At 37.3% G+C, this 24455-nt stretch carries 28 protein-coding genes; 16 read left to right on the plus strand and 12 right to left on the minus strand.

Features of this window, described 5'->3' with window-relative positions:
* Nucleotides 1-89: 89 nt before the first annotated feature.
* On the minus strand, nt 90-965 hold the full coding sequence (gene dapA, locus DHD80_RS17825) for a 4-hydroxy-tetrahydrodipicolinate synthase (protein ID WP_251742822.1): 876 nt from the start codon (nt 963-965) through the stop codon (nt 90-92).
* Nucleotides 966-1231: 266 nt separating this feature from the next.
* On the opposite strand from dapA, the gene DHD80_RS17830 reads away from it, so the two are divergent.
* The 7 genes from DHD80_RS17830 (at nt 1232) to DHD80_RS17860 (ending at nt 6105) form a co-directional block, all read left to right on the plus strand.
* Nucleotides 1232-1990 (plus strand): 5'-nucleotidase C-terminal domain-containing protein, encoded by a 759-nt coding sequence (locus tag DHD80_RS17830; protein ID WP_251742823.1) that lies wholly within the window; start codon nt 1232-1234, stop codon nt 1988-1990.
* 3 nt (nt 1991-1993) lie between these two features.
* Nucleotides 1994-2905: a metallophosphatase gene (locus DHD80_RS17835; protein WP_251742824.1), complete on the plus strand. Its 912-nt coding sequence runs from the start codon at nt 1994-1996 to the stop codon at nt 2903-2905.
* A 172-nt stretch (nt 2906-3077) separates the two neighbouring features.
* A complete protein-coding gene (locus DHD80_RS17840; protein WP_251742825.1) occupies nt 3078-3533 on the plus strand; it encodes a hypothetical protein in 456 nt (151 codons plus the stop codon).
* A 40-nt stretch (nt 3534-3573) separates the two neighbouring features.
* Entirely contained in the window at nt 3574-4122 is a 549-nt protein-coding gene (locus tag DHD80_RS17845) for a hypothetical protein (RefSeq protein ID WP_251742826.1), read from the plus strand.
* A gap of 354 nt (nt 4123-4476) precedes the next feature.
* Nucleotides 4477-4692: a hypothetical protein gene (locus DHD80_RS17850; protein ID WP_251742827.1), complete on the plus strand. Its 216-nt coding sequence runs from the start codon at nt 4477-4479 to the stop codon at nt 4690-4692.
* Nucleotides 4655-5284, plus strand: a complete 630-nt coding sequence (locus DHD80_RS17855; RefSeq protein ID WP_251742828.1) for a hypothetical protein — start codon at nt 4655-4657, stop codon at nt 5282-5284. The genes DHD80_RS17850 and DHD80_RS17855 overlap by 38 nt, the downstream gene beginning before the upstream one ends.
* A gap of 200 nt (nt 5285-5484) precedes the next feature.
* Nucleotides 5485-6105 carry a hypothetical protein gene (locus DHD80_RS17860; RefSeq protein ID WP_251742829.1) on the plus strand — a complete coding sequence of 207 codons (621 nt, stop codon included), beginning with the start codon at nt 5485-5487 and terminating at the stop codon, nt 6103-6105.
* A 77-nt stretch (nt 6106-6182) separates the two neighbouring features.
* On the opposite strand, the gene DHD80_RS17865 is transcribed toward DHD80_RS17860, so the two are convergent.
* The 6 genes from DHD80_RS17865 to DHD80_RS17890 form a co-directional block, all read right to left on the minus strand.
* A complete protein-coding gene (locus DHD80_RS17865) occupies nt 6183-6854 on the minus strand; it encodes a M15 family metallopeptidase (RefSeq protein WP_251742830.1) in 672 nt (223 codons plus the stop codon).
* Nucleotides 6851-8848, minus strand: a complete 1998-nt coding sequence (ligA, locus tag DHD80_RS17870; protein ID WP_251742831.1) for an NAD-dependent DNA ligase LigA — start codon at nt 8846-8848, stop codon at nt 6851-6853. The genes DHD80_RS17865 and ligA overlap by 4 nt, the downstream gene beginning before the upstream one ends.
* 6 nt (nt 8849-8854) lie before the next feature.
* Nucleotides 8855-9526 carry a VOC family protein gene (locus tag DHD80_RS17875; RefSeq protein ID WP_251742832.1) on the minus strand — a complete coding sequence of 224 codons (672 nt, stop codon included), beginning with the start codon at nt 9524-9526 and terminating at the stop codon, nt 8855-8857.
* A 2-nt stretch (nt 9527-9528) separates the two neighbouring features.
* The gene (locus tag DHD80_RS17880; protein ID WP_251742833.1) at nt 9529-10119 is read right to left on the minus strand and encodes a TIGR00730 family Rossman fold protein; all 591 of its coding nucleotides are present in this window, start codon (nt 10117-10119) and stop codon (nt 9529-9531) included.
* Nucleotides 10106-10987 (minus strand): peptide chain release factor N(5)-glutamine methyltransferase, encoded by an 882-nt coding sequence (prmC, locus tag DHD80_RS17885; RefSeq protein WP_251742834.1) that lies wholly within the window; start codon nt 10985-10987, stop codon nt 10106-10108. Before prmC ends, DHD80_RS17880 begins: the two co-directional genes overlap by 14 nt.
* A gap of 163 nt (nt 10988-11150) precedes the next feature.
* A complete protein-coding gene (locus tag DHD80_RS17890; RefSeq protein ID WP_251742835.1) occupies nt 11151-11636 on the minus strand; it encodes a GNAT family N-acetyltransferase in 486 nt (161 codons plus the stop codon).
* Between the two features lie 28 nt (nt 11637-11664).
* Here DHD80_RS17890 and ribD point away from each other — a divergent pair, with 28 nt between their 5' ends.
* From ribD to DHD80_RS17910, 4 genes are read left to right on the plus strand one after another with little or no spacing between them, the layout of a single operon-like run.
* Nucleotides 11665-12708, plus strand: a complete 1044-nt coding sequence (ribD, locus tag DHD80_RS17895) for a bifunctional diaminohydroxyphosphoribosylaminopyrimidine deaminase/5-amino-6-(5-phosphoribosylamino)uracil reductase RibD (protein WP_251742836.1) — start codon at nt 11665-11667, stop codon at nt 12706-12708.
* Nucleotides 12701-13309 (plus strand): HAD family phosphatase, encoded by a 609-nt coding sequence (locus DHD80_RS17900; protein ID WP_251742837.1) that lies wholly within the window; start codon nt 12701-12703, stop codon nt 13307-13309. Before ribD ends, DHD80_RS17900 begins: the two co-directional genes overlap by 8 nt.
* Nucleotides 13306-14175 (plus strand): EamA family transporter, encoded by an 870-nt coding sequence (locus DHD80_RS17905; RefSeq protein WP_251742838.1) that lies wholly within the window; start codon nt 13306-13308, stop codon nt 14173-14175. The genes DHD80_RS17900 and DHD80_RS17905 overlap by 4 nt, the downstream gene beginning before the upstream one ends.
* The gene (locus DHD80_RS17910) at nt 14175-14777 is read left to right on the plus strand and encodes a YigZ family protein (protein ID WP_251742858.1); all 603 of its coding nucleotides are present in this window, start codon (nt 14175-14177) and stop codon (nt 14775-14777) included. Before DHD80_RS17905 ends, DHD80_RS17910 begins: the two co-directional genes overlap by 1 nt.
* Nucleotides 14778-14785: 8 nt before the next feature.
* Here the strand turns inward: DHD80_RS17910 and DHD80_RS17915 are convergent, their stop codons facing one another.
* Nucleotides 14786-15178, minus strand: coding sequence for a thioesterase family protein (locus DHD80_RS17915; RefSeq protein ID WP_251742839.1), 393 nt, complete (start codon nt 15176-15178; stop codon nt 14786-14788).
* Nucleotides 15179-15392: 214 nt separating this feature from the next.
* Here DHD80_RS17915 and dnaA point away from each other — a divergent pair, with 214 nt between their 5' ends.
* The 3 genes from dnaA to DHD80_RS17930 are packed head-to-tail and all read left to right on the plus strand — an operon-like array spanning nt 15393 to nt 18020.
* Nucleotides 15393-16820 (plus strand): chromosomal replication initiator protein DnaA, encoded by a 1428-nt coding sequence (gene dnaA / locus DHD80_RS17920; RefSeq protein WP_251742840.1) that lies wholly within the window; start codon nt 15393-15395, stop codon nt 16818-16820.
* A gap of 10 nt (nt 16821-16830) precedes the next feature.
* A complete protein-coding gene (locus DHD80_RS17925; RefSeq protein ID WP_251742841.1) occupies nt 16831-17298 on the plus strand; it encodes a low molecular weight protein-tyrosine-phosphatase in 468 nt (155 codons plus the stop codon).
* Complete coding sequence (locus tag DHD80_RS17930) at nt 17298-18020, plus strand: SAM-dependent methyltransferase (protein ID WP_251742842.1); 723 nt, start codon at nt 17298-17300, stop codon at nt 18018-18020. The genes DHD80_RS17925 and DHD80_RS17930 overlap by 1 nt, the downstream gene beginning before the upstream one ends.
* 3 nt (nt 18021-18023) lie before the next feature.
* On the opposite strand, the gene DHD80_RS17935 is transcribed toward DHD80_RS17930, so the two are convergent.
* The 4 genes from DHD80_RS17935 to dapF all read right to left on the minus strand — a co-directional run bounded on the left by DHD80_RS17935 (nt 18024) and on the right by dapF (nt 21232).
* Nucleotides 18024-18689, minus strand: coding sequence for a peptidoglycan-binding protein LysM (locus DHD80_RS17935; protein WP_251742843.1), 666 nt, complete (start codon nt 18687-18689; stop codon nt 18024-18026).
* A gap of 200 nt (nt 18690-18889) precedes the next feature.
* Nucleotides 18890-19933, minus strand: a complete 1044-nt coding sequence (gene mltG / locus DHD80_RS17940; protein ID WP_251742844.1) for an endolytic transglycosylase MltG — start codon at nt 19931-19933, stop codon at nt 18890-18892.
* Nucleotides 19923-20453 carry a GNAT family N-acetyltransferase gene (locus DHD80_RS17945; protein ID WP_251742845.1) on the minus strand — a complete coding sequence of 177 codons (531 nt, stop codon included), beginning with the start codon at nt 20451-20453 and terminating at the stop codon, nt 19923-19925. The genes mltG and DHD80_RS17945 overlap by 11 nt, the downstream gene beginning before the upstream one ends.
* Nucleotides 20447-21232: a diaminopimelate epimerase gene (gene dapF, locus DHD80_RS17950; RefSeq protein ID WP_251742846.1), complete on the minus strand. Its 786-nt coding sequence runs from the start codon at nt 21230-21232 to the stop codon at nt 20447-20449. The genes DHD80_RS17945 and dapF overlap by 7 nt, the downstream gene beginning before the upstream one ends.
* A gap of 129 nt (nt 21233-21361) precedes the next feature.
* Here dapF and DHD80_RS17955 point away from each other — a divergent pair, with 129 nt between their 5' ends.
* Together DHD80_RS17955 and DHD80_RS17960 are read left to right on the plus strand one after the other, a co-directional pair.
* Nucleotides 21362-22765: a trypsin-like peptidase domain-containing protein gene (locus DHD80_RS17955; RefSeq protein WP_251742847.1), complete on the plus strand. Its 1404-nt coding sequence runs from the start codon at nt 21362-21364 to the stop codon at nt 22763-22765.
* A gap of 121 nt (nt 22766-22886) precedes the next feature.
* Nucleotides 22887-24335, plus strand: a complete 1449-nt coding sequence (locus DHD80_RS17960; RefSeq protein ID WP_251742848.1) for a glyceraldehyde-3-phosphate dehydrogenase — start codon at nt 22887-22889, stop codon at nt 24333-24335.
* The last annotated feature ends 120 nt before the right edge of the window (nt 24336-24455 follow it).

Genomic DNA, 24455 nt, shown 5'->3' on the forward strand with positions numbered 1-24455 from the left:
AAAACTTTCCTATTCCCATCCAATAACCCATATTTAAAGGATTTATTGCTGAAAAGAGCAAAGTTTAATTTTAAAAGTTTTGCTGAAAATTAAAATAGGGAAACGAAATCGGAAATTTTTTGTTGTAAATCTTCAGTTGCTTCCACTAAAGGAAGCCTTACGTAGTTTTCTGAAATTTCCTTTTTTGCCAGTAAAGATTTTATGCCTGCAGGATTTCCTTCAGCAAAGATCAAATCTATAGAAGGTGCAATTTTGTAGTGAAGTTTGTAGGCTTTTTCCACATTTCCATGCAAACCTTCCTGCACCATTTCTGAAAATTCTTTGGGAAATCCCTGGCCAATCACTGAGATCACTCCTTTCCCGCCCGCAAGGATCATAGGCAAAGTCACCATATCATCTCCGGAAATTACCAGGAAATCTTTTGGAACCATACTTATAAGTCGCATGGCCTGCACCACATCTCCGGCTGCTTCTTTCACCCCAATTACATTTTTGCAATGCCTGGCAATTCTATTGATCGTATCTGGCAAAATATTAGACGAAGTTCTCCCGGGGACATTATACACAATGACCGGAAGTGGCGAGGCTTTGGAAATCTCTACAAAATGCCTGAAAATCCCTTCCTGGGTGGGTTTATTATAATATGGGGAAACTGAAAGGATCGCTTGAAAACCCTCAACATTTGAATTTTTTAATTCTTCAACCAACGCGCCGGTGTTATTCCCTCCAATACCCAAAACCAATGGTAACCTGCCGCGATTGGCCTTTACTACCTCCGCTTTTACCAGTTCCTTCTCTTTTTGAGACAGTGTGGCACTCTCCGCAGTGGTCCCTAAAGCCACTAAATAATTTATTCCGTTCTCCACCTGATAATCAACCAGCCTGTGAAGTGCTTCCACATCTACCGAAAGATCTTTTTTAAAAGGTGTAATTAGCGCGACTCCTGTACCAACAAAGGATTTCATTCAATATAATTTTTAAATTTTTCGGAAAACAAATTCCGGATATGCCCAAAATCTTAGAACTCATAGAATTTAGGGTTCCAGATTGATGGGCAAATGTAAATATTTCCATGAAAATTGAAAGCGAATCTATCTAGCTTACAGTTAGACCTTATCTTAATTTAACAGGTTTATTTTATTTGTGAAATACTGCACGGCGGAATTATAGTCTGAATAAATCAGGAATTATTTTTAGATGCGGTTTATATTTGAAAATATAATTCCTCTCCATGACCTATTATAGAATAATTTTCTGCTTCCTCCTGTTTCTGGGAACAGTTTCATGTAAACAAACCAAACTTGCTAACCTAAGTTCAAAAACGGAAAGGATTGCGATAGACGCATCGCTTGAAGAAGATACTGAAATCAAGGCATTTATTGAACCTTATAAGAATCATTTAGATGCCATGCTGGATAGCGTAGTCGCTTACAATCCTTCAACTTTAGATAAAAATGACGGAGATTTGAATACAGCTTTGGGAAATTTAATGGCTGATGCGGTTTTGGAACTTGCCAATCCTGTTTTTAAATCCAGAACCGGGGAAAATATCGATTTTGTATTGCTGAATCATGGCGGGATCCGCTCGCAGTTACCAAAAGGAAATATTTCTGCGCGATCTGCTTACAATTTAATGCCCTTTGAAAATGAGGTCGTGGTGGTGGAACTAACCGGAAAAAAGGTCAGGGCAATGATTCAATATCTGGGGAAAGCAAAAAGGGCGCATCCGGTTAGCGGGATCAATTTAAAAGCCGATTCAAAATTTAAGATTTACAGTGCCACCGTGGCGGGGAAAAGTATCGATGAAAACCGAAATTATTTTGTAGCTACTTCAGATTATTTGCAACAGGGTGGAGATAATATGAACTTTTTCAGCAATCCGGTGAATAGCTACCAGATCGATTATAAAATTAGAAAGGTGTTGATCGATTATTTTAATAAAATCGACACCATAAAGGCCAAAATTGATAACCGGTATACAAAAGACTAAACGATGAAAAGAAGGGATTTTATTCAAAATACGGCGGCTGCTACAGCTTTTGTGGGATTGGGCGGTTTATCCAGTTTATCTTTTAAACCGACATACGAAAAGCACATTACCATCCTGCACACCAACGATGTACACAGCCATATCGAAGCTTTTGGCCCTGAAGATGGACGTAATGCGAATATGGGAGGTGTGGCCAGAAGGGCAACTTTGATCGAAAAAATTAGGAAAGAGAATCCAAATACACTGCTTCTCGATGCGGGAGATATTTTTCAGGGAACGCCTTATTTCAACTTTTATGGCGGTGAAGTGGAATTTAAATTGATGAGCAAACTGAAATATGATGCCTCTACCCTGGGCAACCATGATTTCGATAATGGCCTTGACGGACTACATGCCCAGTTACCGCATGCTAACTTCGATTTTATTTGTTCTAATTATGATTTTTCCAATACGATCATGGAGGGCAAAACCAAAGCCTATCGAATTATCCAAAAAGACGGGGTGAAAATTGGAATTTTCGGGCTGGGGGTTGAATTGCAGGGCCTGGTGAATAAGCAGCTCTATAAAGAAACTAAATATCTGGATCCGATAGAGATTGCTACAGATATGAGTTCTACCCTTAAAAATGATGAAAAGTGTGACCTGGTGATCTGCCTTTCACATCTGGGTTATAAATATGATAATCTCAAGATTTCGGATATCAAGATTGCTGAAAGCACACAAAATATCGATTTGATCATTGGTGGTCACACGCATACTTTTTTAGAAAAACCCACTACAGTTAAAAATAAAGCAGGGAAAAATGTATTGGTGAATCAGGTGGGTTGTTATGGCTTGTATTTGGGTAGGATTGATTTCTTTTTGGATTCTAATAAAAATGTAACTTCGAAAAGCAACAAGCTTGCTATTCGATAATTCTATTTAAAAGCTAACGGTCATGCTGAGCGCAGTCGAAGCATGGCAATTAAACTATAATCTCTACTCCGCGAAGCTTACAAACTTCGCAACACGGAATTACTAAATAAGTTAAATTAAATTATAAAAAATTTCATATTTTTAAAAATTACTAACCAAGATACGTTAAAATATGAAAATCTATCAATTTCTAATTCTCTTACTATTTATAAGTTGTGCAGTTGATGAAATAGAGGAACAGGAGAAAGAGCAATCAATTGTTGTTGAAACTATTAAATTTGAAAATTTTCAGAATAGGAAAGAATTAAAATTAATATCAAATGAGCTGAAAAGCCTTAATGATGACTTATTAAATAAAAATTTTGAAAATAAGAATCAAGAGTTAGCCAACCTTTCATTGGATCTTGATAACATTAAATATGTTAAAACAATTCTAACCCATACTTATAATATTCCTGTTTCATCTAATAATAAGAATGTTATATATAATATAGGAATAAGATTTAATAGTGAAAATTCTGAATACAACTCCTATTTTATTAAATATAAGTTTTCAAGAGCGGATTTAAAGAACAATAATACTGAAAAAATCAATACCAGAAATCCAACCTTTAAATTTAAATCTTGAAGAAATTCTATATCATATAGTTGAAAAGCAATCAAAAGACATGGAACTAGTTTGCTTTCCTGATTGGGACTATATATGCGAAGAACTAGGTTGGGGAAGTACGGGTTGGGACATTAATATGGAATCAACACCGACTGATTATGAAAGGGATTGTAATTTTGTTTACCAAGGTCAAGAGTGTTACTTAAGAGATAGTGGAGGTGGAGGTGAAACGACCACATCTACAGGTACTAATACTGATACTGGTGGAAGTACAACCACGAATACGGGGGGATTCACAGCTGCAACATCCGACGATGATGTAATAGAATTTAAAGAATTTACCTCGCAGCTTCCATACGATTTAAGAAGTTATTATATGGACTCAAATAATTCTAGATTGAAGAATAGTATTTATCAGTATTTGATAAGTAAAAAAGAAGGTTATGATTTTACTATTGGATCGAAAAATTTTGCAGAAGAAGCTATCCGTACCCATAAAGATGGAGGACAAATAGATCTTATTAGGGAAATATTGAAAGATAGTAGTTTTATAAATACCAAAGCAGATTGTGTCTTAAAAGAATTGATTTCATCTGGCAACAATTGATTCCGTAAAACAACCGAAGCTTTTACTGGCTCAAAAAGTAACTACAGATTAAAGTTTACTACAAGTAATGATATAAATACGGCAATTGCTAGAACTCCAGTACCAAATAATAGTGAAGATGTTATAACGATTAGATTTTATTCCAGAAATTCTTCTACAGAAAATTCAATTTTACTTGCGAAGACTATTTTACACGAAGCAATTCATGCAGAACTACACAGAATAATACTTACTGGGAATGCTTCGCCTAATTCTTTACCACCAGACTTATATTCGTGGTTCAAGAAATTATGGAATCAGTATGAAAGTTATGGTGGTACAAATTATGCTGCAACCAATTCTGAACACTATTTCATGGCAAATAGATTTATTAATCCTATTTCAATTGGATTATGGGAATATGATAAAAAATCTCAAAACTCTATAAATTATAAAGGTTTTGCATGGCAAGGTTTAGAAGATTGGGGTGTACCTGCTTATATATCTCAAACCGAATTAGATGAATTGAAGGCATTAACCAATATAGTTACACATGATAGTTACTCGAGCGATTGCAATGGCAGGTTTTAAAAAACTCTCAATTGGATTAATTTTTCTATTAGGTATTTGTAGTCCAAATGAAAAAAAAACAAATAAAATTTTTCAGGATACTTTTGAAGATATTATTGAGCAGACAACGTTTGATCAAAGATTACACAAAATCCCTACACCAGAAGAATATCAAAAGGGAAAAAAATTTGAATTTTTAGACAAGAGACCTGATAGTCTTCCCAAACTAAGAGTTCTGGTAAATCCGAATGCAGTTTCTTTCGATTTTAATAATCTAGATTTAATTCCCGATAGTCATTCCTTTGTTTTTGAAATTGAAAATTTTAAAGAGAAGCTTTATATTAATTTGCGAGAGATGCCTGCTGAATCTGAAAAATATATTATTTCAGTTTCAGAAAACTTCGATCAAACTATAAATGATTACTCCAATCATCCGGAAATTGATCGTTATGTAAGTTTTAGTAAAATTTTAATGAACAAAACCTCTGATAAGGCTCTACTTTACGTGAGTAATGATCATTCTCGTTATGCTGGTATGACCTTCTATGTAGTATTAGACAAAAACGGAAAAAAGTGGACCATATCTGATGTTATCGGAGTCGCAGGATCTTAATGGCATTAGAATTTATACGTTTAAAAAAAATTCTAATTGTTTGTTCGTAGTGTATCCTAAACTAAAAAAAGACGTCATTCTGAACTTGTTTCAGAATCTCATTTCAAATCTAGGTCATATTGAGACCGTGAAATAAATTCAGCGTGACAAAAAGATTTTAGGATAGAAAACGGATATACACAAATCTATTTATTGAAATCATGCTTAATTTAAAAATAGTGATTTTCGGGTATTTTATTTTATGTATGACTACGAATTGTTCCGCTCAGAATAAAGTAGAAAAAGAGATACATGAAGTACTTTCAATAGCAATTCAGGATGTTCTGGCTAGTGAAACAGATACCACAAACATTCTCTATCCGCCACCGTTTCCCGGAATCACTCAAAAAGATAGTATCAAAGCACGTAATACGTTTCTTAAAATAAAGAATCCAAAGAATTATGTGTTAGCCATAGATCCTATTTTAAGACCTCTGAAAATCAAATATTCTACGAAATTTCAAGAACACTCTCAAATTTTAAAAGACCTTGAAAGCTTTGAAAATACCCAGAAAATTAATTTTAATGCATTAGAATTAAGTAAAACATATAATATAATTGAATATCCTGTAGATTACGAAAATCTCACCTATTCATTTGGGGAAGATTTTAGTTTATTACTATCCTTTTCAAGAGTAGCTTTTGATAAAAATCTATCAAAGGCCGCGTTACTTGTTTCTGGTATAGTAGAAAAAAATTCAGGAGAAACCATTTTAATGCTTTTTGAAAAGCGTGATGGAAAATGGAAAATAATATTTAGTCAAAGTCTTGGAATATCTTAAAATTCTCTGCTCTGCGAAGTTTGCAACTTCGCAGCTTTATACGCTAAGTACAGTCGAAGCATGGCAATTTAACTATATCACATCACCGGGAAATCAAAATACTGGTAAGGAAAAGGTTCCGCATTAAAAGTATAGTGCCACCATTCTTCAGAATAGGATCTAAAACCATATTTCCGCATAATATCCTTTAAAAACTGCCGGTTCTTTTTTTGTTCTTCGGAAATTTTCGCGGTATCATGATGGGAAATTTCACCGAAGAAATCGTAGGGACTTCCCATATCCACTTCGGTACAATCAGATACTTTTACAAGCGTGAGATCTACCGTTCCCCCGCGTGAATGTCCGGACTTTGAGGCGATATATCCCAATTCAAACAACCTGCTCTTAGGAACTTCAGGGTAGAATTGCTGCTTCGTCAAGGTATCTCCTGGTTTTCGTGCCCATTGTACAAAATCATTCACCGCCCGTTGTGGCCGGTACGCATCAAATATTTTCAGCATTAGATCCTGCCGGATCAATTCCTGCTGTACTTTCGCCAGGGCTTCCGCAGCAGGCCTGGCTAAAATGGCAGTTTTCGCTTCGTAACCTTCAATAGGCCTGCCTATAAAATTATGTGTTCCGGCGTAGCGAATTTCATAAATGATATCCGGTATTTTTTCATTTATATGCACAAATTCTGAAGGCATTTCCTGGCCAAAAGAATTTCCCACTCCGAAAAAGCTTATAATAAACAGAAAGAATATTTTCATTTTGCCAGCATCTCTAAAAATTCATCCTCGCTTAAAATGCTAGTGCCAAGTTTTTCCGCTTTGGCCAGTTTACTGGGTCCCATATTCTCGCCGGCAACGAGGTAATTGGTTTTGGAAGAAATGGAACTGGAAACTTTCCCGCCATTATCCTCGATCATTTTTTTAAGGTCATTCCTGGATATTTTCTCAAAAACCCCGGAAATAACGAAAGAATTTCCTGAAAGAAGATCGGTTTGGTTGGCCATTTTTTCCGCGGAAATTTCCATTTGTACGCCCTGCTCCTTCAGTTTTTGCACATTCTCACAATTGGCTTCCACCTGAAAAAATTCTTTGACGCTCCAGGCAATGCGTTCCCCTATTTCATCTAAATTCACCAGCTCTTCTTCCGAAGCCTGCATTAGAGCATCGATACTTTTAAAATGTTTGGCCAGTTTTTTCGCCACCGTTTCACCAACATAGCGAATCCCCAAAGCAAACAAAACCCGTTCAAAAGGAATTTCTTTAGACTTCTGAATTCCATTGATCAAATTATCTGCAGATTTTTCGGCCATTCTTTCCAAAGGCAAGATATCTTCTTTTTTAAGCTGATAAAGATCAGCGTAATTTTCTATAAGTCCGGCGTTTACCAGTAAAGCAACCGTCTCACCGCCCAAACCTTCGATATCCATCGCTTTTCGCGAAATAAAATGCTGGATCCTACCCACAATTTGCGGGGGGCAGCCGTTTGTATTCAAACAATAATGCTGGGCTTCCCCTTCTTTTCTCACCAGTTGTGTCCCGCATTCAGGACATTCAGTGGCATATGCGGTGGGTTGGGAATCCTGTGCCCGTTTGGTAAAATCTACCCCCACGATTTTCGGAATAATTTCCCCTCCTTTTTCAACAAAAACGGTATCTTTTTCCCGAATATCCAGTTTTGCGATCTGGTCTGCATTATGCAAGGAGGCACGTTTTACCACCGTTCCGGCCAGTTGAACGGGTTCCAGATTGGCCACAGGCGTGATCGCGCCGGTCCTGCCTACCTGATAGGTGATCTTATGTAAAACCGTACTTTCCTGTTCCGCTTTAAATTTATAAGCCATGGCCCAACGTGGAGATTTGGCGGTATGCCCTAATTCCTCCTGTTGCCGGATGCTGTTTACTTTCACCACTACCCCATCAGTTTCGTAAGGCAAATCATGGCGATGTTTGTCCCAGTAATTTACATAATCCAGAACCTCATCTGTAGACTTTTTCAGTTCAGATTCCGCAGGTACTTTAAAGCCCCATTTTCGAGCTTTTTGTAAGGCTTCAAACTGAGTTTCAATTCCAAGGTGGTTCCCCGCCAGATTGTATAAAAAACATTCCAAAGGTCTTTTTGCCACTTCCGCGCTATCCTGAAGTTTTAAACTTCCGGAAGCCGTATTCCTGGGGTTGGCATATGGTTCTTCTCCAATTTCCACCCTTTCCGCATTCATTTGGGTAAAGCCTTCCAAAGGCAAAATAATCTCTCCCCGTATATAAAACTTCTCCGGAAAATCACCCTTCAGCTTTAAGGGGATACTGCGAATGGTTTTAATATTATGGGTCACATCATCTCCCTGAAAACCATCTCCACGGGTCACCGCATTTTTTAAAACGCCATTTTCATAAAAAAGGCTTATAGAAGCCCCGTCATACTTAAGTTCGCAAACATATTCCACCTTCCCGTCAACAATTTTTTGAATGCGTTTTTCCCACTCTTCCAGTTCTTCTTTTGAGTAAGAATTGGAAAGTGAATACATTCTGAATTCATGCGGAACGGTTTTAAAATTTTTCGTGATTTCACCACCAACGCGTTTACTTGGTGAATTTTCATCATCAAATTCCGGATGTTTCGCCTCCAGTGCCTGAAGTTCCTTCAGCTTCATATCAAAATCATAATCGCTGATCTCAGATGTATCCAACACATAATAATTGTAGTTATGCTGCTGTAATTCTTCCCGAAGCTCTTTTATCTTTTCTTCTATACTCATTAAACTTTATGCTTTGGTAATTGAAAGCTCATCATTTTTATAGCTTATGCTGAAATTTTCATTTTTATGCTCCATTTCCATTTCAAAATCTGAAGTATAGGCTTTGTCTTCATTGGGAAACCAGTCTTTCTTATTTTTATCAATGCAAATGATGAGTCCTGAAGCATCTCCAATGGCGCAGAACCGCTCCATATCCCCATCAAATAAATTCAGGAAACATTCAGATCTTAAATCCTTGAATTTTGCTGAAATATCACTGGTGGCCATTCCAATTTCGGCGATTCCCACAATAGACTGGGCATTAAAAACCCCGGAATCTGAGCTGTTCAAATCGATTCTCGAAATTAGCTCCACAATATTTTCATCTTTATCATAAAAGTAAACGGACTTTGCTTTCCAGTTATCAAAATCGATAATTTCCTTTCCATGATGTTTAATAGGCGCCAGGTGACTTTTTAACCATTCCGAAGCCCAGTCTTCCTGACCATCCGGGATATGAAAAGCAAAATGATAGGGTCGGGCTTTGGTACTTTTTTCAAACCTGAGCACAGAATAGCCCAGCTGTAATTCAAAACTGGTCTCATCGTAAGAGGTGAGTTCGAAATCTAATTCATCTTTATAAAACCTAAGCTGTTCCTTTATATTCTGACTGAAAATTTTAAGCTGAGTGATTTTCATCCTTAAGTCTGGTTTTTATTCATCCATTGCGGAACCGGTTTCGCTTCATAATTTTCCATTTGCTGAAGTAATTCTTCAAAAGTTGGGGCCACCAGTAAAATTTCCAGATTATCCTGTTTCAGAAAACCATCTGAAGCCATTTTATTCAGCATGGCGAGAAGATGATCATAAAAACCATCGATATTTAAAATCCCGATAGGTTTTCTATGCAAACCCAATTGTGCCCAGGTAAGGATCTCAAAAAGTTCTTCAAAAGTTCCGAATCCTCCCGGCAGTGCCACAAAGCCATCACTCAATTCATGCATTTTTATTTTGCGCTCATGCATGTTTATGGTGGTGATCAATTCATCAAGGCCGGTATGTACCACTTCTTTCGTCTTTAGAAAATCTGGAATGACGCCGGTTACCTCACCTACATTTTCCAGCACCCCGCGCGCAACTTCACCCATCAAACCCAATTTACTCCCGCCATAAATGAGCCTGATATTTCTTTGGGCCATCATTTTTCCCAGGTTATAGGCTACTTTCCCTATTTTTGGATCATTTCCCGGACTGCTCGCACAAAAAACGGCTAAACTTTCAATATGATTCATCTTTTAAAGTGGCTTTTATCATTCGGTGATTCCCAAAAATATCCTTTTTAAGTTGCGTTTCAAAACCAAATTCCTGAATTAAATTTTCCGTTTCAGTTCCCAGATATTGATTGACCTCAAAATATAAAACCCCATTCTTCTTCAAAGCATTTTTCGCGAGCTTAGTTATTTTACGATAGAAGATCAATGCATCATCATCACCAACATACAAAGCCGACTTTGGTTCATATTTTAAAACATTTTCGCTCATCTCATTTTTTTCCAGTTCCCGTACATAAGGAGGATTCGAAACGATAATGTCGAATTTTTCGGCTAAAGTTTCGGTTTCCAAAATATTTTGAAGTTTAAAAGCTACATCAACTGCATTTAAACGGGCATTTTCACGGGCAACTTCCAGGGCGTTTTCAGAAATATCCATCGCGCTTAGTTCAGCTGAAGCTAATTTTTTTGCCAGGGCGATTGGGATACAGCCGCTCCCCGTACCTATATCTAAAACTGAAAGTTTTTTTTCTGAATTTTTAAAATCCTGAAGGATCCACTCCACGAGTTCTTCCGTTTCGGGGCGTGGAATTAAAACCGCGTCATTCACTTTAAACTTTAATCCGAAGAATTCAGTTTCGCCTAGAATATATTGAATAGGAACGGACTTCTTTAATTGATTTAAAGCGTTTTCAAACAGTGCATTTTCAGCTTCAGAAATTTTAAAATTTGGATTTAATGCGATATCTAACCTTGATTTTTTCAGGTAACTTTCAGTAAGTAGAAAGAAAAAAGAATCGATTTCCGTAGTTGGAAAAATTAGTTCAAGATTAGATTGAAATTTTTGGCGAAAATCCCTTAACATAAATGTATATCTGTTTTTTGCCATAATATTTATCTCGTCACCCTGAATTTATTTGACTCCGTCGAATCTTCGATTTCAGGGGGTATATTCTGGTAATGATTTACAGTATTATAAGATTCTGAAACAAGTTCAGAATGACGTCACTTATCCCTTTATAAAACTTTACGGACAATCAATAACATAACTATTAAAGGTTTTTGATCATAAAAACCGTGCAGTTGTAGTGTCCCGTTTTCCCCATTTGTTTTTCTATCGTTTCAAAACCGTTCTTCGCATACAATTTTCGGGCATTTTCCATATATGGAAGGGTTTCGATATAGCATTTTTTAAAGCCTTCTTTTTTAGCGAATTTAAGGCAATCACTAATCATTTTCGCTCCTATTCCCCTACCCCGTGCCTGGGGTAAAAAATACATTTTCTGCAACTCGCAAATTTCCTCTTCCAGACCGGTTAATGGAGCAATCCCGGAGCCACCAATAATTTCGTTATTTTCCTCTACGATATAATAGATTTTGCGGTCGTTTTTATATTCTGAAGTCATATCGTCCAGCGATTTATCTTCATAGGCGGTACCTATTTTTGGAACCCCCATTTCCACTAAAACCGCTCTAATTAGTGTTTTGACCTGTGCATTATCTTTTGGTTGAATTGGCCTAATTGTCCATGTGTTCATTCTAAGTAATAAATTCTATTTTTGTGCTGTGAAGATACACGAAAAATACATTAAACGCTGTATTCAGCTGGCTGAAGGCGGACTGGGAACCACCTATCCAAACCCTCTGGTGGGCAGCGTCATAGTTCATAATAATAAAATAATTGGGGAAGGCTGGCATCGAAAAGCCGGGGAAACACATGCAGAAGTAAACGCTATCAATTCTGTGAAAGATTTTCAACTTCTTCCAGAATCTACTATTTATGTGAGCCTGGAACCCTGCAGTCATTTTGGTAAAACCCCGCCCTGTAGTGATCTCATTGTTGAAAGGGGCATAAAAAGGGTAGTTATTGGCACCATGGATCCTTTTGCAAAAGTCGCAGGGAAAGGCATCAAAAAGCTGATGGAAGCCGGGTGCGAAGTAATGGTGGGTGTATTAGAAGAGGAATGCAAAGCCTTAAACAAACGTTTTTTTACGTTTCATAAAAAGCAGCGCCCCTATATCATCCTAAAATGGGCCGAGACAGCAAACGGGTTCATTGCTCCTCAATACCAAGACCAACGCCGGCCGGTTTGGATCACCAACCCATATTCCAAACAACTGGTACATAAATGGCGAACTGAAGAACAGGCGATTCTTGTGGGGACAAATACCGCCATCCAGGATAATCCAAAATTAAATTCCAGGAATTACTCCGGGAATGATCCCATTCGAATTGTGTTGGATCAATATTTAAAAATTCCGGCTGATTCTGCATTATATGATCAATCCCAAAAAACCATCATAGTATGCGGGAAAAATCTAAACCAAGAAAACACTGAAAACCTTGAATTCCTCGAGATGGATTTTTCTGAAAATATAGCGCAGACTATTTGCAATCAGATATATCAGAAGGAAATTCAGTCGGTCATTATTGAAGGCGGAAGAAATACACTCCAACAATTTATTGATGCCGGTTTGTGGGATGAAGCGCGGATTTTCATAGGAAATTCGGTATTTAAGAAGGGTATAAAAGCTCCGGAAATTACGGGAACGCTCTATGCTGAGGAAAAAATAATAAGCGATGAACTAAAAATGTACAGGAATGATTAAAACGATAATTTTTGATTTTGGGGATATTTTTATCAATCTCGATAAGCTGGCAACCGGCCGAAAATTGAAGGAAATGAATATCGAAGATCTTCCCGAACATATCTTGGCTAAAAACCAGGAATATGAACAGGGCTTTGTCACTTCAGATGAGATTTCTGAAATCTACCGCACGGAATTCCCGGCGCTTGATCCTGAAGTTTTCACCACTTCCTGGAACGCCATCCTGATGGATTTCCCGGAATACCGGTATCGTTTTATTCAAAAACTGGCTGCAGAAAAAAAATATCAATTAATCCTGCTGAGCAATACCAACGAAAAGCATATAGATTTTATAAAAAATGAGGTTTCATTCTTTGAAAATTTCAAAGATTGTTTTGATGCTTTTTATCTTTCCCATGAAATAGGTTTTAGAAAGCCTAATCCTGAAATTTTTGAATTTGTCTTGAAGCAACAGAATTTAAAAGCCGAAGAGTGCCTGTTTATTGATGACACTAAGGAAAATACTGATTCAGCCAAAAAACTGGGATTTCAGGTTTGGAATTTGGAACCCACCCGGGAAGACGTGATCGATCTTTTCACGACAAAAGCTGAATTGTTTTGATCTACCTTCTTTTAAGCGTTCTTTCCTCCACATTTATATTTATTGTTTTTAGGTTATTCAAACGTTTTAAGGTTGATACCCTACAGGCAATTATCATCAATTATTTTATCGCCTGTCTTGTTGGAGTCCTCGGTGGATACTTCAACATAAATGACATTTCAAAAATTCCTTCTGAAGACTGGTTTCTTGGGGTATTGATCCTTGGGGTATTATTTATTGTGGTTTTTAACCTGGCAGCTATTACCACCCAAAGGGGCGGAATGTCTGTAGTTGCTATTGCCACAAAAATGTCGGTCGCCATTCCCGTGGTTTTCGGGATCATTTATTACCATGAAAGCACGGGGATTTTTAAGATTATCGGGGTCGTATTAGCTTTGATTGCAGTTTACCTTGCTTCCATAAAATCCAAAAGCGAAGTTTTTAAATGGAATGACCTTTTATTTCCTACGTTAGTATTTCTTGGAAGCGGGATTATAGACACTACTATCAAATATCTTGAATATGAATTTGTGGGGAAAGATGATGTAGGCTTATTTTCAGCCAGTATTTTTGCAAGCGCCGCGCTCATTGGAACCTTTATAATCATTGTTTTAGCAATTTTGGGTAAGTTAAAATTTGAATTCAGGAATATACTAGGTGGTATCGTTCTGGGAGTTCCTAATTTTTATTCTATCTATTTTTTGATCCTGGCTTTGCGCAGTGATGGGATGGAAAGTTCAAGCATCTTCACTATAAATAATGTGGCCATAGTTGTGCTATCTACCGTTTTGGGAATTATGCTTTTTAAAGAAAAACTATCCCGAAAAAACCAGGTAGGATTATTGTTGGCCCTTATTGGAATTTTTCTGGTGGCAAAAAGCATATGATGAAAGACACTTATAAAATGCTCACAAAACCTTCGGAAGAAGTGCTTTTTAAAGATCGGAATTCTAAATTTTTCGGTCTTGCTTTTCCGGTTAAAACAGAAGGTGAGATTGAGAGCATTCTGGAAAAAGTGAAGAACAACCACTATAAAGCGCGGCATTGGTGCTATGCCTGGCAGTTAGGCAAGGAGGAATTCCAATATCGCGTAAATGATGACGGGGAACCTTCAAATTCGGCGGGAATGCCTATTTACGGTCAAATCCAGTCTTTTGAAGTTACCAATATCCTTATTGTAGTAGTAAGGTATTTTGGCGGGGTTAAACTAGGTGTGGGAGGATTGATCAATGCCTATAGAACGGCAGCACAAATGGCGCTGGAAAATTCAGAAATCCTTAAACGCACCATCGATGAAGTCTTCATTATAAAATTTGATTATCCTGAAATGAATAAGGTAATGACAATGATTAAACAAAACAACCTAAATGTGATCGATCAAAAGTTGGAGCTAAATTGTAAAATTTTTATTTCCGTTAGAAAAAAGGATACAGCTTCTATCTTTGAGAAATTTAATACTACTTACAAAATTGAAATTTCAAAATTGTAGTCTTATTCTTACAATTTGTCTAAAATAAACTGGGGACATTTAATTGGCTTTCTTGTCATCGAGTTCATAAAGACTAAAATAGTGCTTGCTTCGCAACATTTTTTTCCCTGTTCATTGTATATCGTGTAATCGAAGATTATTTTAACATTTGGGGCCTCTCGCAACCTAACTTCTATATTTATTTCATTTCCAAAATATAAGGGTGCATTATATTTTATATTCATGCTGTAAACTGGCAACATAACCCCATCTTTTTCCATGGATGCATAAGAGATACCTAAACGTTCAAGCCAGTCAATACGAGCGATTTCAAAGTATTGGGGATAATTTCCATGGTGTACCACACCCATTTGATCAGTCTCTGCATATCTAATTTTAACTATCGAATTTGAGTTTTCCATGGAAATTCATTGAAATTTACGGGGTTATATTGAAAAGGTTTTTTATCTTCATGCCTGCGATCAAGTATGCATAAATTATTCTTAAAATTCAACCCCAAAATCGTTTTTTTTTTACATTTTTTGTTCACATATTTGCTCCGCTCGAGTTAGGGAATTTTAATTTTCTAACCTCCAATAGAACTAACTACTAATCTAGAAATAAGTTTAACTAAGAATGTCAAAAACTGCGCAATCGGTTTGGAATAATTGTCTCTCTTTTATTCAGGATAACATTACACCTCAAGCATATAAAACATGGTTTGAACCTATCCAAGCAGTTAAACTAACAGATTGTGCCCTGAGTATCCAGGTGCCCTCCAAATTTTTTTATGAATGGCTTGAAGAGCATTACGTGAAACTTTTAAAGGTATCACTAACCAAGGAACTGGGGGATAAAGCAAAGCTGGTATACGTAATTAGAATGGAAAATACATATGGGAATAAGTTGCCTTTTACCGAAAAAATTCCCAGTACACAAAGGTCAAATGTCGCTTCCCAAGAAGTTGATGTCCCTATTAAAAATAAAAGTCCGGAGCTTAAAAATCCGTTTATCATCCCGGGAATTCGTAATGTCAAAATTGAATCCCAACTTAACCCAAATTACAACTTTGAAAATTTTCTTGAAGGGGAATCTAACCGTTTGGCAAGATCTGCGGGCTTAGCAGTTGCCAATAAACCCGGTGGAACGTCTTTTAATCCATTATTGATTTTTGGTGGTGTTGGTTTGGGAAAAACCCATTTGGCCCATGCTATTGGAGTTGAGATCAAGGATAAATACCCGGAGAAAACAGTATTATATATATCTGCGGAAAAGTTTACCCAACAGTATATTGAATCCGTAAAAAAGAATAATAGAAATGATTTCATACATTTCTACCAGATTATAGATGTTCTTGTAGTGGATGATATTCAACTACTTTCAGGTAAAGCTGGTACACAGGACGTCTTTTTTCATATTTTCAACCACCTGCATCAAAATGGAAAACAGGTAATTCTTACAAGTGACAAGGCTCCTGTAGATATGCAGGACATAGAACAACGATTGCTTTCAAGGTTCAAATGGGGACTTTCAGCGGAATTACTGCATCCAGATTTTGAAACACGTGTTTCTATCATCAAAAATAAATTATATCGGGATGGTGTTGAAATGCCTGAAGATATCGTTGAATTTCTGGCAAATAATATCAAAACCAATATTCGGGAATTAGAAGGTGCCATTATTTCGTTGATCGCACATTCTTCTTTCAACAAAAAGGATATCACCCTTGAACTGGCGAAAAAGATCGTTGATAACTACGTGAAGAATACTAAACGTGAGGTTTCTATCGATTATATCCAGAAAGTGGTAAGTGACTATTTCCAAATGGATGTGGATACCCTTCAGTCTAAAACAAGAAAAAGGCATATTGTCCAGGCGAGACAATTGGCTATGTTCTTTGCGAAAAAGTTCACCAAAGCTTCTTTGGCAAGTATAGGCTCTCAAATTGGAAGCCGTGATCATGCCACTGTGCTACATGCCTGTAAAACCGTAGATAATCTTGCTTCTACAGACAAGCAATTCAAGAAATTTGTTGAAGATCTTAACAAAAAGCTCACCCTATAAAATTTCCTTTATGAAAACCAGAATTTTGATGGTGTGTCTCGGCAATATCTGTAGATCACCATTGGCAGAAGGTCTTCTAAAATCAAAAGTAAACCCTTCAGAAGTTTTTGTAGATTCTGCCGGAACGGGAGATTATCATATTGGTGATGAACCAGACAGACGTTCCATCGCGATTGCAAAAAAGAATCAGCTTGATATTTCACAGCAACGTGGCCGCCAGTTTTCCGCCCAAGATTTTGAAGATTTTGACCATATTTATGTAATGGACAATTCTAATTTTAGCAATGTAATTTCATTGGCAAGGACAGAAGAAGACAGGAAGAAAGTTCATCTAATTTTGGATGAGATCTTCCCTTCAGAAAAAGTTGATGTACCCGATCCTTATTTTGGTGGGGAGATGGGTTTTGAAAATGTTTACAAGATGCTGAATGAGGCCTGCGATAGCATTGCGGAAAAGATCAAAAACAAAACCCTGTAATGATCGATAAAAATTCAGGAAGTCTTTATCTTATTCCTGTAAATCTGGGGGAAAACGAACCGTCCAAAATTTTTCCTACCTATAATATCAAAGTTGTAGAGCGACTGAATCATTTCATCGTTGAAAATGAGAAATCTGCCCGAAGGTTCATCAAGCAAATTCTTCCCGACAAGCCCCAGCAGGAATTAAAGCTGAATAGTCTTAATAAATTTACCGATCCCCTGGAGATTCCCTCATTCCTGGATCCCATAAAAGATGGGATGGATATAGGATTGCTGAGCGAAGCAGGTTGTCCCGGAGTGGCCGATCCCGGTGCGGAAATTGTAAAACTGGCACATCAGAATAACATTAAGGTAATTCCTTTGGTTGGCCCATCCTCCATACTGCTTGCCATGATGGCCAGCGGTATGAACGGTCAGAGTTTTTCCTTCAACGGATATTTACCTATCGATAAAAAGGAAAGAAAACAACAGATAAAATTTTTAGAAAGAATTTCTTCAGAACAAAATCAGGCGCAATTATTTATAGAAACACCCTATAGGAACAACAAATTTCTGGAAGACCTTATCGAAAATTTACATCCCTCCACCCAATTATGCGTGGCATGTGATCTCACTTTGACTTCAGAATTTATAAAAACTGCCCCGGTGGAAGCCTGGAAAAAAATAAAAACCGACCTCCATAAGAGACCGGCTATTTTTATATTTCAGAAGGATGTTTAGATATTAGATTCTGTCAAAATCCACACGAGCATTCTTTACAGTTTGCACGTAAGACACATCATATCCTCCAAAACGTCTCATATAATTTCTAACTGACGTTCCAAAAGCATCACTAAAAGCCTGAGCTCCCCAACTGCGAAGATATTTTTTCACGCTTCCGGGACCAGCCAGGTGAGCGGCAGCAAGAATTCCAGATTCTGTAACCTCTACCCCGTTGATTGTTTTCCCTACAAACCTTTTAATATCCCTTTGTAAAATCCACTTATTTCGGGATGCATTCGCATAAAAGGCAGCTTCCTGAAGTGATGGAGAGTCTAGAAAACCATAAGTATCATAAATACCTACAAGTTTTAAGGTTCCTTTTCCAAATTGATATTTTCCCAGATAACCATATTCATTGATCGTTTTATAATCACCTCTTGATTCTTTAAAACCGAGGGCTTCTTTAAAACCGATATACGATTTTCCGGTAAAGGGGGTTGTTTTAGAAATTTGAAAAGGAGCAGTAATTTCGTCTCTAACGTCTTCTACCGTATAATCTAAACTTAATTCGTTGGTAGAATATGCCTCATAATTGAGGGAGGCCTCCTTTGTAGAGAAACTATAAAAGATAGTTCCGGTAGCCAAAGGTAAGATTGAAAATTTTGCAAGCTTCTTACGTTTTCCCATAAAATCTATTTCGAAAGGTGAAGGTAAAAATCATAGATTTTCGCCTAATTATACCTTTCATATTAGCGGCGCAAATGTACAACAATTTTTAATAAATTGATATACAGCTTGTTAAAGAATTTTTAAAGTTTGATAGACTATAATCGGTTTATAGCATACTCATAGTCAATAAACTATAGAAACATTCATTTGAGCAAGGATTATCGACGAATTCCTTGCGAATTGATCCAGCGTACATATTCCTGCTTATTTCGGTTATGCTGGGCCAGGGTCTTAGCAAATTTATGGTAACCAAAATTTTCAACATTCGCCACGAAATAAAAGAAATCATGATTTTCATGATTAAGCACGGCATCGATGGAGGTGATATCGGGCATGGTGATGGGGCCCGGAGGTAGGTTTTTATATTTATACGTATTGTATGGAGATTCTATCGTAAGATCTTTATATAACACCCGCTTGATTATAGTGTCAAAATTATTAAGTTCTTGTTTAATCGCATAGATCACGGTGGGATCGGCATCCAGTTTCCAACCATTTTTGTACCGGTTCATATATACACCGGCAACCCGCGGTCGTTCGTCAACCTTTACAGTTTCTTTCTGAACAATCGATGCAATAGTAGTTACCTGCTGTGGAGTAAGGCCAATTTCCTTTGCCTTTTGCTTTCTTGCATCATTCCAAAACCTATCGTATTCGGTTTTCATCCTATGCTGAAATTCTTCAGCACTGGTATTCCAATAAAATTCATACTGGTTGGGGATGTACATCCCCAAAGCATTCTTCTCGTTAAAATTTAAAGAATCCAGAAATTGCTTATCCCGAAAAACCTTTAATAAACTGGCGCTATCTGCTTCAATTTGCCCTGAAATCCTTCCGGCGAGATTTTCTAAACGCTCCTGATTATTGAAGCGAACTTTTATAGGGTTATTCCCACTCCGCAAGACATTTACCAGATCGTTATTATTCATTCCCTTTTTCAGAACATACCTTCCAGGCCGCACATTAGAGGCATAGCCTTTTTTATCGGCAACCAATTGAAATGATTCGAAATCTTTTAGAATAGGTTTTAGGGAATCTTTTACAGTAGCAAAATTTGCTTCACTGGGAATATAAACGATGTGTTCATCGCTATCAAAACGGGTATTTGAAGAGAAGATACTGTTGTAAATAGTATATCCGAAATAGGCAAAGGCCACAGATCCAAGAATGGCGATTACGACGATTATTTTCTTAATGTACATTATTAATTAGTTGATAGAGCCATTCATTTTTATATTCTCCATGGTAAAGTGTCCAGTCTTTTTTTAAACCTACTTTTTGAAATCCGTTGTTTTCAAAAACCTTTATACTCTCTTCGTTATTTTCAGAAACATTGGCATATAATTGGTGTAAACCCAGGTGTGTGAAACAATATTTACAAAGCAATTTTAAACTTTCATTTCCAAACCCCTTTTTTCGGTTCTTGGCATCTGCGATCAAAATCCCAATAGCCGCCCTATTATCCTTTGGCTCCAGATCAAACACGTCAATTAAGCCTACTGCATCATCATTCTTATCACAAATTACCAGCCTGAGCTGTTTAATATCATAAATGTCCCTGTGGGCATTTTCAAGATATTGTCTAATTAAAAATTTTGAATAAGGTGTCTGCGTGGCACTAATTTCCCAGAAATCCTCATTATTTTCGATTTCATGAACAAAATCAAGATCCTCAGGCTCAAGCGCCCGAAGGTAGACGAGATCACCTTTTAAAGTTAACATAATATTTCACCTTTAAAAACCTGAATTGCAGGGCCAATTAACCATACATTTTTAAAACCTTGCCCATCTTTCTGAAACCTTACCCGAAGTTCACCGCCCGGAGTTTTCAATTGGACTTCATTGCTACTAGTTTTTGAAATTGCGGCCATGGCCAGCGCAACCGCAGTAACACCGGTCCCACAGCTTAAAGTCTCATCCTCAACCCCTCTTTCATAAGTCCTTACCTTGAAGGTGTCTTCCCCAATTTTCTCAACAAAATTTATATTGGAACCTGTCTTTCCATATAGATCTGAATATCTAATCTCGGCTCCTATTCTTTTCACTTCCAGATCATCAATTTTTCCTGTTATCTGAACATGATGTGGAGAACCGGAATCTAAAAAGATGTGGTTTTCATTAACCTGAATGTTTTCTACATTCTGCATTTTCAATTCCACCGTATTTTTTTTGATTTTCGCTTCGTGCAGTCCATCTACGGCGAGAAAAGTTGCATGCTCCTGAATTATGTTCAAAAATTTCGCGAACGCAACCAGGCATCTGCCCCCATTCCCGCACATACTACTTTCATTTCCATCAGCATTGAAATACACCATTTTAAAATCGATATTTTCGTCAGCATCATTTTCCAGACAAATCAACCCATCGCCACCTATGCCAAATTTGCGATCACACAAGCTATTGATGAGATTGGTATCGTTTTTGGGGAATAATTCATTGCGATTATCCACCATTACGAAATCGTTCCCCGTACCCTGATATTTATAGAAATTGATGGTCATAGTTTTTTTTGGAAGTGGGGCAAATATACGATAATGCTAGAAAAATCCCGGGTGTTAAATGGTGGTTAAAATCGACGGAGAGTATACTAAAGAATAAATTAAAAAGTTTAATAACCAAAATATCCGAAAATGAAGAAAATAGGAAACTTACTATTAGCTTCTGTTCTGGGTGGGGCGATAACTCTAGGAAGTTATCAACTTATCTTTGATAAAGAAGCAATTCCGGCAACATTTACTGCAAGCCCTAACGAAAATTCTTTCCTGCCGGTGAGCAATTCAAACCTTTATGGCACTAATGTAGACTTTACTGAAGCTGCTGAAAAAACTGTTCATGCCGTTGTGCACGTTAAAAATGTCGCGGTATTTAAAGGGCCGCGAAGTATCTGGGAATATTACCAGTATGGAAATAGCGGTGGCAGGGCCTTACAGGGCTCAGGTTCTGGAGTGATTATTACACCAGATGGATATATTGTCACCAATAATCATGTGATAGACGGTGCGAACGAACTTGAGGTTACCTTAAATAACAACCAGACGTATAAAGCTGAAGTTATTGGGACAGACAAAATTTCAGACATCGCGCTGATTAAAGTGGATGCGGAAAATCTGGAATATATACCTTTTGGAGATTCAGATAATACAAAACTTGGCGAATGGGTTTTAGCAGTTGGGAATCCTTTCAATTTAAAATCTACGGTTACTGCCGGAATTATTAGTGCCAAAGCCAGAGACCTAAATGTACAGGATAATTCACCACAATCTTTCATTCAAACAGATGCTGCTATAAATCCCGGCAACAGCGGGGGTGCACTGGTAAACATCAATGGAGAGTTAATTGGTATAAATACGGCAATTACCTCCCCCAGTGGCAGCTATATTGGCTATGCCTTTGCCGTGCCTTCTAATAATGCCCGCAAAATCGTGGAAGATATTATAGAGTTTGGAGATGTGCAGCAGGGAATTCTGGGAATTCGTGGTGGAAGTACCATAAATATCTCCCCAGATATTAAAGCAGAATACAACGTAAATACGGCTCAAGGCGTTTTTGTTTCCGAAGTTACTTTAGGTAGCGGAGCTCAAAAAGCAGGAATTAAAACCGGCGATGTTATTAGAAAAATTGATAATATCGATATTAAAAGTTTTTCAGAATTAACCGGCTATATTAACTCTAAGCGCCCTGGGGATAAGGTTTTAGTGAAGGTTCTAAGGGATGGTGATGAAAAGGAAATCAACGTAGAACTTACAAAAAATGAGATCTATGTCGCAAGTATGTTAGGACTTGAATTTAAGAACGCGACGAAGGAAGAACTGAAAAAATTCAAGACAGATAATGGGGTATTCATTAATGGCACTACTATGAAAAACCTACCGGAAAATGAATTGGTTGGTAGCTTGGTAACCCAAGTCAACAGTAAAAAAGTAGGCAGTATCGACGATATTAAAAATGCATTGGCAAATCGTGATACCGGCGATCCAATCTATATTAAGTATCTCGATAAAACCGGAAAAGAACAAAGCATGTTGTGGCAATAATTTGAACAATTTCAAATGATCTAACTCCCCAAAATCCGGGGAGTTTTTTTATGCGGAAAACTTTTACGAAAACGTTTGAAATATATACTTTTGCGCAAAATTTAAAACAACACCGCTACACATGAACTTTAATAAAGTTTACGAAAAAGAATTATCCTTCCAGGCAAATCGTCGAAAAGCTTCTGTAGAATTTATCAATATCGTAAGTCATTTATGGTATGATAAATCTATTGAGCTAGTGATTTTCAGAAATCAACTTATCAATCTTAATGTGAGCGATATTCTTGATCTTCATGAGTATGCCGGGGAATTTGTGGAAAAACCCATTTCAATCTTTGATTCCGTAGAAATTGCCAAAGCGATCCAGGGCCTTAATTTACCGCCGGCAAAACTTGATATTGGTAAATTAACTTATGAATATCATTTGGATGGACAACCACATGCCAACGCGATGGCATTCGTTTCAGATAAATTGAGAGATGCCAAGGAAACTGAAGTGGTTAAACCTAAAGATGTGGTGCTTTATGGCTTCGGAAGAATTGGCAGGTTGGTTGCCAGGGAATTGATGACCAGAACCGGAAAAGGGAATCAGTTACGATTAAGGGCTGTGGTTACCCGGGGGAAAGTTGATCGCATGGTTCTTGAAAAAAGGGCTTCCTTACTGAAAAGTGATTCGGTTCACGGATCTTTCAGTGGAACTGTAGGCATTGATGAAAAGAATTCAGCTTTGATTATTAATGGTACTACGGTCCATATGATTTCAGCGAATCAACCCGAAGATATCGATTACACAAAATTCGGTATTAAAGACGCGCTAATTATTGATAATACCGGTGCCTTTCGAGATAAGGAAGCTTTAAGCCGTCATCTTTCATCCAAAGGAGCCGCAAAGGTTTTATTGACTGCACCGGGAAAAGAAGTTCCAAATATTGTTCATGGGGTAAACCATAAAGAGTATCATCCTGATACAACGAATATTTTTTCAGCAGCGTCCTGTACCACCAATGCGATAACGCCTGTATTAAAAGCTATACAGGATTCCCTGGGAGTGACTCATGGGCATTTGGAAACAATTCACGCATATACTAATGACCAGAATCTGGTAGATAATATGCACAGCAAATACCGTCGTGGCCGTGCCGCTGCACTAAATATGGTCATTACTGAAACCGGAGCAGGTCAGGCAGTTGCCAAGGCTCTACCTGTTTTTGAAGGAAAACTCACTTCCAATGCAATTAGAGTTCCTGTCCCCAATGGTTCTTTAGCAATCCTTAACCTTGAAGTGGAAAAAAAGACCAACCTTAAGAAGGTAAATCATCTTATGAAACAGGCTGCCCTGCAGGGAGAGCTGGTAGAACAAATTCAATATTCCATGGACAATGAGTTGGTATCTACAGATATTATTGGATCTTCGGCTCCAGCAATATATGACTCCAACGCAACGATTGTATCAGCAAATGGTAAAAATGTGATCCTATATATATGGTATGATAATGAATATGGATACAGCCACCAGGTAATTAGGCTGGCAAAATACATTGCTAAAGTTAGGCGTTATACTTACTATTAGAAAAATCTTTTAATAAAAAAGACCTGCCTATTAAGGCAGGTTTTTTTATTTTTGCCACACTAAAATAATTTTAAAAAACTGATCTAAACCTTATTAAATTTAATCCTGGCGAATTTTCAC

Source organism: Gramella sp. AN32 (genome assembly GCF_023718305.1).
In the GTDB taxonomy this organism is placed as follows: domain Bacteria; phylum Bacteroidota; class Bacteroidia; order Flavobacteriales; family Flavobacteriaceae; genus Christiangramia; species Christiangramia antarctica.